General features: G+C 60.1%; 7 protein-coding genes and 1 pseudogene. All 8 read right to left on the bottom strand.

Going from position 1 to position 6510, the window contains the following annotated elements:
• A pseudogene (locus PCLY_RS21595) lies at positions 1–549 on the bottom strand (hypothetical protein); the annotation flags it as partial.
• 73 nt (positions 550–622) lie between these two features.
• Positions 623–1999 (bottom strand): secretin N-terminal domain-containing protein, encoded by a 1377-nt coding sequence (locus PCLY_RS21590; protein ID WP_061242140.1) that lies wholly within the window; start codon positions 1997–1999, stop codon positions 623–625.
• A gap of 6 nt (positions 2000–2005) precedes the next feature.
• Positions 2006–3112, bottom strand: coding sequence for a zonular occludens toxin domain-containing protein (locus PCLY_RS21585; protein ID WP_061242138.1), 1107 nt, complete (start codon positions 3110–3112; stop codon positions 2006–2008).
• Between the two features lie 8 nt (positions 3113–3120).
• Positions 3121–3492 carry a hypothetical protein gene (locus PCLY_RS21580; protein ID WP_061242136.1) on the bottom strand — a complete coding sequence of 124 codons (372 nt, stop codon included), beginning with the start codon at positions 3490–3492 and terminating at the stop codon, positions 3121–3123.
• A 16-nt stretch (positions 3493–3508) separates the two neighbouring features.
• Positions 3509–5026, bottom strand: a complete 1518-nt coding sequence (locus PCLY_RS21575) for a hypothetical protein (RefSeq protein WP_156458638.1) — start codon at positions 5024–5026, stop codon at positions 3509–3511.
• 19 nt (positions 5027–5045) lie between these two features.
• Positions 5046–5345, bottom strand: a complete 300-nt coding sequence (locus PCLY_RS21570; RefSeq protein ID WP_061242127.1) for a hypothetical protein — start codon at positions 5343–5345, stop codon at positions 5046–5048.
• Positions 5346–5356: 11 nt separating this feature from the next.
• Positions 5357–5482, bottom strand: coding sequence for a hypothetical protein (locus PCLY_RS25335; RefSeq protein WP_269451544.1), 126 nt, complete (start codon positions 5480–5482; stop codon positions 5357–5359).
• A 341-nt stretch (positions 5483–5823) separates the two neighbouring features.
• A complete protein-coding gene (locus PCLY_RS21560; protein WP_061242123.1) occupies positions 5824–6195 on the bottom strand; it encodes a hypothetical protein in 372 nt (123 codons plus the stop codon).
• Positions 6196–6510: the final 315 nt, after the last annotated feature.

The raw sequence follows: 6510 nt of genomic DNA, 5'->3' as shown, positions 1-6510 counted from the left end.
GGCAGCACGTGCGCGGCAGTGCATACGGGCAACCAGATCAGCGGGCGGTTGCCATCCCTGCAGGTCTAGAGCGAGGTGGACGGCGCATTGGTTGCGCTCAATGTTGGTCAGGACGTGGCTGGCGTAGTAGTCAAGACGTTCCTGCAGGCGCTCGGGGCAGAACTGATCGATGGCATGCGGAGACACTTCGATTTTCAGGTGTGGGCCAATGTTCTCGATTTTGGCGTTGAAGTTCTTCACCAACAGGATGATGCCCAGGTCTGCATTCTGGAGCTTGTACTGGTAGCCGGAATCCTTGCTGACGCGACCGGAGTGCCAACGCTGGCCAGCGAAATCGACGATGGTCCCTGGCTTGTCGAATAGGCACATGATTTCCGGACGGATCAGACCGCGATACAACTGGCGGACGGTATCGACGCTACAGGCCAGAATTCGGACGTTGGACAGATCCACGAAACCACCCGCCCGAGGATCACAGAACAGACGACTTTTCGGGTTCTCTTTTCCGGTTTCGATATCAATGCGGTAGTAGTCCTTTGGTGCGCTCATTCTCTGTATCTCTATGGTGCAACGTGGTTACTTAAATCTGTTTATCTGACGTGCTACAGGGACGTCAGCGCGCCTAGCGGTCGGCTAGGCGCGCGGTCCCACCGGCTGCGCCGAAGTGCCCGCGCGCCTGCTCGACCGCCTGCGGAACCAGCGGACTTACTGCATCAGGCACGGCTACCCCTCTTTCCTCGGTGTGTATGGCTGCGGTGAGCAAGACAACGAGGTTGGTTCCACGGGTGCGGACAGAGGTCGAGCGGAAGACGGGACCAATCAGCGGGATATCCGCGAGGAAGGGCACCCGAGAGACGGATTCGTCCGTTTGCTCCGATCGGAGGCCACCCAGGAGCACACCCCCTCCATCGGGTAACTGCACCTTGGTGGTGATGCGACGGGTGTTGGTGATGATGTCGGCGGCACTGCGATCATCAGAGACGGTCGAGGCGGATTGGTTAACGCTGAGTTCGATGGCCCCTGATGGGGTGATGAAGGGCGTTACATCGAGTGAGACGCCCACATCCTGGCGGACGATGGTTTGAAAGGGATCAGAGGCCGGTGTCGAGCCACTGGTGGTTTGACCGGTGATGAAGGGGACGTTCTGGCCGACGACGATGGAGGCGGCTTCCCGGTTGAGGGTAAGCAGTTGGGGCGTTGAGAGGATGCGGTTGTTGCCGGTAACTTTGACGGCCTGCAGGAAGGCCGACAGGGTTGGCCCGTTGAAGGTGAGGCTGAAGCCGAGGTCGGATTTGTCGGCGCCGCGCAGGCTGATCCCGCCCAGGTCGGTTCGTTCGTTTTTGGCACCCACATTGAGGCCGAGGGCTTCGAAGTCGTTGTCGGCCAGCTCAGCCACCACGGCGGTGATGACGACTTGGCGACGTGGCTTGTCGATTTCAGCCAGGACGCTGGCGATGGTTTCGAGCTGTGATTCTGTGGCGGTTACAATCACGGCGTTTGAAGTCGGCGAAGGGGTCGCCATCAGGGATGGGCCGGACTGCTGGTTTTGGCCCTGCTGTGATCGGAGCACGTCGAGAATCGACTGGTAGGCGAAATCGGATTGCAGGTGCTGGAGCTGGAACACCTTGGTTTTCAGGTCGAGCGGTTCAGGGATGGGCTGCGCGCTGATCAGCAGGGTGTTGCCACGTGCAGCGAAGTGAAAACCGGACGAGGTGACGGCGTTAGCGATCAGGGCTTCGAGTTCGTCGTTATCGCGGTAGTTGGCAAAGATGCTGATGGGGGCATTGCGGATATCCGAGCCGACGACCACGGATTTGTTGAGCATCTGCGATGACCATTCCACGAAGTCTTGTAGGGTGGCGTCATACAGTTCGATGCGTTCAGCTGCATGCGCTGAGCATGAAGAGAAAAGTGCGAGATAGATAACCTGCAGGGGAAGGCAATACACCCAGGCGCAGAACAGGAAGAAGGCGACTTTGCGGAAGGCATGAAGAAACATGACGGATCACCTGTAGAGGGAAAGGTAGTCGTCGCCCCGGACCAGCAGGGCTTCACGGGGGCCGCGATCACGAACGAGCACATCGCGGGATAGGAGGTCGTCGGACTTTATGCGGCGGCCAGTGCTATCGACGAACACGTAGAAGCTCTCCCCACCCAACTGGCCGTAGGTGGCAATGCGGTAGTCAGCGAATTCGCTTTCGAGAGGTTGGCCCGTGGCGGGCTGTTGCGTGGGGCTTGCGCTAGCGGCAGTGGGCTCGCTGGGATGGCTGCGGGTGATGGCGATGCCTGCGAAGACGGGCACGCAGATGGCGGCAGCGGCCAGGGCGCCAATGAAGAAGGCGTTGATGACGCGAACGCGGCGGAAGAAGATTTTCGTGGTGCGCATGAAGAACCCCATATCGCGCTTGGCGGCGGGCAGTGGGCGGTACCAGTAGCCGGGCGGCAGCATGGAATACGAGCCTTTGTCGTATTCCTTGTCGTATTCCTGGGTGGTGTCGTAGAAGCTGTAGAACTCTTCGCCGCGATAGAACCAGTCATCGACCTTGGGCGAGTTGAACTTGGCGCCGTACTTGACGATGGCCTGATGCATTTTCGGCAGGCGGCCTTTGAAGAAGCCGAGGGAGAGCAGCCGTAGCAGCGGGCCAATCGGGAACGGCAGCTTTATGCGGTCGAGGCGGTTGATGTAGACGACGTGTTCAGCGATGGACTCGCGGATCTGCTTGTCGATGACGCTGACGTTCTGGACGCATAGCCAGAGGTCCCAACGGCGTTTGCGCAGGAACAGGAAGAATTTGAGCAGGTCGGTACGCCCGCCGCTGTTCCAGTCGCGGGAGTTGAGCCAGACGCCGGCTTCATCCAGGAAGATGCCGCCGAACTGTTCTTCGTCGTAGATATCGCAGCCAACACCGAGGCCAACCAGATCATCGGCGGTTGGCAGATCAGGCAGGCGGACCAGGCGCGAGTGTTTGTTGCCGCGCTTGCACAGCTTGCCCATTTTCACGTCGACGTTGACCGCCACCCGGCGACCTTGCTTGAGGTAGGCCAGGATGCGCATGACGCAGAGCAGGGTTTTTCCGGCTCCGAGCTTGCCGGTGACGATATAGACGGCCATGGCTGAACTCAGGTGTGAATGAGTTTTTCGGAAAGCTTTGTGACCCAGTAGAACGCCAGGGACTTGAGCTTGAGGAAGACCAGCAGGGAGATGCAGAAGGAGAGGTTGTCCGGCAGGAACATGCGCCCGACGATGACCAGATCAGGCGCGGCGAATGAGGCGAGGCGGGACACGACGTAGTCGATGCCTGTAGCCAGCACGGCAATGGCCGAACCGATGGCGGCGAGGATCAGCAGGAAGATGCCGACCTTGCGCAGCAGGGCGGCAGCAGCCTGCAGGACGGGGCCGAGGATGGGCATGATGAAGCCCAGCAGGAACTTGGCCAGCCAGGCGAAGGCGTTGGGAAAGAGCTTTTTGAAGAAGTTGAGTAACCAGCCCATGGCTTAGGTGCTCCCTTTAGGTTCTGTGGCGGGCGTCTTCTTGACGGAGGGCGGCGTAGCCGATGCGCCAGGCACCGATAGCGGTGAGGCACCAGATGACCCATTCAAGAATCGGTTTGTAGGGAATCAGCGCGCAGACCGGCAGGCGTAGGTTGGCGGTGTAGCCGGCCAGGGTCAGAGGGACGATGTAGTCCGCGCAGGCGACCGGCGAAGGCAAGATGCTGTGCATGAAGTCGAGCCCCACAGCGGAGCCATCAGCACCAAACCATTGCCCGACTTGGTTGGGCAGTTGATCGAGGACGGTTTCGACTTCTTCGTTGCGCTCTTCATCGACCGTTTGCATCTGGGCGGTGAGCGAGTCGGCTATGGTGTTGCCGAGTGCCGCACCCTCGGCTTCGGCATCTGCAGGGGAGCCGTCAGGGTCACCGGAATCGTCTGAGCCGTCGCCGTTGAGCAGGTCGAGGATGTCCTGCAGGATGCCTTTGGACTCTTCGACCTTGTCGCCCACGGAGGCGATGGCCTCATTGGTTTCGCGCATATCGGTAGGCGGGCCACCGCCCCCTACGTACTTGGTGTCGTCTGCCGCGCCAGGGGCCTTGGGGTCGTTTTTGTCGTTACCGTCAGCGTTGCCACCGTTGTATGGGTGGTCGGAGGAGTTGCCCGGGATGACCGAGGGCGGGCTGCTGCCTGGAGGATTACCAGTGGAGATGCACTCCATCTTGCCGTTGACGTAGGTGCATTGGCGGGAGGTGTTCGGAAAGCAAACAAACTCCTTACTGCCGCCAATGCCAACTTCGCCGCAGGTGTCGCCGGTCTGGTAGCACCAGGGATTGCCCTTGTAGACATCGCATCCGGCGCTATCAGGGGAGAGACACAGTTCACTGCCGCCGAAGTTGAAGCAGGGCGGTTGATTGCCCTCGGGAGTGGCATCGGCATAGGCGCCATCTGGTACGCCCGGCGTACCCTCAGCGGGGGCTTGGCATTTGCCGGTGCCTTGATAGCGCGCAACACAGATGCCGGTGCCGGAACCGTCGAGGTTCTTTTTGACGCGCTGGTTTACCCCGAGCTGGGGAGCCGATACGTACTCGGCGCCGCCGATGGAAACAGCCGATGGTGTGGCGTAAACACCGGAAGGAGAGGCCGCGCAGTCGACAGCGGCAAACTTCATTTGATCGAGGTGGGTGGAGCAGTCGGGCTCGGGCTCAGGGGTGATGCACTTGCCATCGACCACTTGCTTGGGTGGATCGCAGGAAGCATTGCACTGGAAAGAGCCGTTATCGCCATTTGGGCAAGGCAGCGTAGCGCGATTGACCTGAGCAATGAACATAGCGCCAGGAAGCTCACATCGGCCGACAGTAGTGGTTTCCTGAATAAAAATGGCAGTGGAGTTATAAGACTTACAGGCGGCGGACCCAGATGCATGTCGAGACAAGTTGCTCCCGGTCCAGTAGGTGATTGTTGACGCAAAAACGGAATGCCCCCACCCCATAAGGGCGAGGGCAAGCAGCAGGCGAAGGCTGATAGCCGCGCGCATCTATCAGCCTCCTCAGCGGTTAAGCACCAGCGGCGCCGAAGACGCTGCGGGCCAGTTTGAACAGCGCCAGGGTGCCGCGGATGACACCGAACAGCACCGCACCAGCAGCCACCAGGGTGCCGAAGGCGGTGGCCAGATCGGTGAAGACCTCGAGGAGTTCCGGTGGAACAGTGATGGCCGCATTGGCCGCACCAGCGGTCATGCCGCCAGCAATCACGGTGAGCATGGCAACCGGCTTGGCGCCCCGTGCTTTACCGACACGGGTGTCTTCGCTGGAGTGGGCGTGGCGGACGGCCACGGCGAGTTGGGTTTGTTTCATGGTGAGTTTCCTCAGTTGGTTGATGCGTCAATCATTTCTTTCCAGCCGAGCCGGAAAGCACCCCAGGCGACGCCGAGCCCGAGAGAGCCGATGAAGAGCCCAGCGATAACGAGGTATTGCCCCCAGGTGAATGCCATTTCCCGTTACCTCTGGTGCCCGTGAATGAGGCCAAGGGCGGCCAGATAGACCATCCCTTGAAGGAATTGCAGGGCCCACAGATCACCCAGGGTGACGTTGGCGAGGTAGCTTTCGAGCGATCCCATACCGGCACCTATTGCGTTGTGTCCGTGAGCGCTGCGCCGTCTTCTTCTTGCTCAGCCAGGGCTTTGCAGTCAGGGCAGACGGCGTAGTCAGGCGCCATGCCGAAGTCAGACGCCCAGCCGCTGGAGTCAGCAGGCTGGCCATAGACTTGGCCCATGTTGGCCAAGCACAGGTCACAGAGGACGCGGCCGTGAATCAGCATGGCGATGGCCTGGGGTTAGGCCTTGGGCGCTTCAGCCGACTTGGGCTGTTGCTGGCCGGGTTGGGCAGCGGGCTTGGGAACGTGACCGGAAGCCGGCTTGACCGACTCCAGGTGGACGCAAAGGTTGTTGCCCTTCTGCTTACCAGCGCGGGCCACATCGAAGGTGATACGGACCATTTCGAGTGGGGCAAATTGAGCCCCCGAAGCAAAGACCTCCTCACCAACATCAGCGGGAACGTCCATGCTCACAATGGACAGGCCGTTTTCGGTAACACCGTCCGGTTCGTCGCCGTAGAACACTTTGTAAACGCGTACATCCTGGCCATTCTGGTTAAACGCCAGCTTCTGAGTGCCTAGGAATGCAACTTCCATAGTCGAACGTGCCATTTGTGTTTCCTCGCTTGGTTGCGCCTTATTGCGCGGGTTTGCCTTTCAGCAGGCCGAGCGATCCCGCACGGGCAAACTTTCGTTTTCGCCCGAGGGTGCTTCTCGACTTGCCGGGGTTTCAGTTGCCGCTTGTGCAGCCTGTTAGTTCGTTAACACCAAGGGCCGCGCCCTTGTCATCCCGTTTCGCCACCGTCGCCCGCGACTGGCGGTGATTGCGCTGTTAGGTCAGGGAGACCGGGGTGGCCAGTCACGGACGCCGGAGGCGATTGCTCAGAAGCGCTTTCTTGTGAGCGATCATCAACGTCAATCAGAAAA

It is taken from the genome of Ectopseudomonas composti (assembly GCF_001567565.1).
In the GTDB taxonomy this organism is placed as follows: Bacteria; Pseudomonadota; Gammaproteobacteria; order Pseudomonadales; family Pseudomonadaceae; genus Aquipseudomonas; species Aquipseudomonas composti_A.
The sequence above is the reverse complement of the archived record's forward strand: the minus strand, read 5'-3'. Positions and strand labels throughout refer to the sequence as shown.

Excerpts from the sequence above, each read along its gene's own strand:
- PCLY_RS21590 (WP_061242140.1), bottom strand. The coding sequence starts at position 1,999 with ATGTTTCTTCATGCCTTCCGCAAAGTCGCCTTCTTCCTGTTCTGCGCC.
- PCLY_RS21585 (WP_061242138.1), bottom strand. The coding sequence starts at position 3,112 with ATGGCCGTCTATATCGTCACCGGCAAGCTCGGAGCCGGAAAAACCCTG.
- PCLY_RS21580 (WP_061242136.1), bottom strand. The coding sequence starts at position 3,492 with ATGGGCTGGTTACTCAACTTCTTCAAAAAGCTCTTTCCCAACGCCTTC.
- PCLY_RS21575 (WP_156458638.1), bottom strand. The coding sequence starts at position 5,026 with ATGCGCGCGGCTATCAGCCTTCGCCTGCTGCTTGCCCTCGCCCTTATG.
- PCLY_RS21570 (WP_061242127.1), bottom strand. The coding sequence starts at position 5,345 with ATGAAACAAACCCAACTCGCCGTGGCCGTCCGCCACGCCCACTCCAGC.
- PCLY_RS25335 (WP_269451544.1), bottom strand. The coding sequence starts at position 5,482 with ATGGCATTCACCTGGGGGCAATACCTCGTTATCGCTGGGCTCTTCATC.
- PCLY_RS21560 (WP_061242123.1), bottom strand. The coding sequence starts at position 6,195 with ATGGCACGTTCGACTATGGAAGTTGCATTCCTAGGCACTCAGAAGCTG.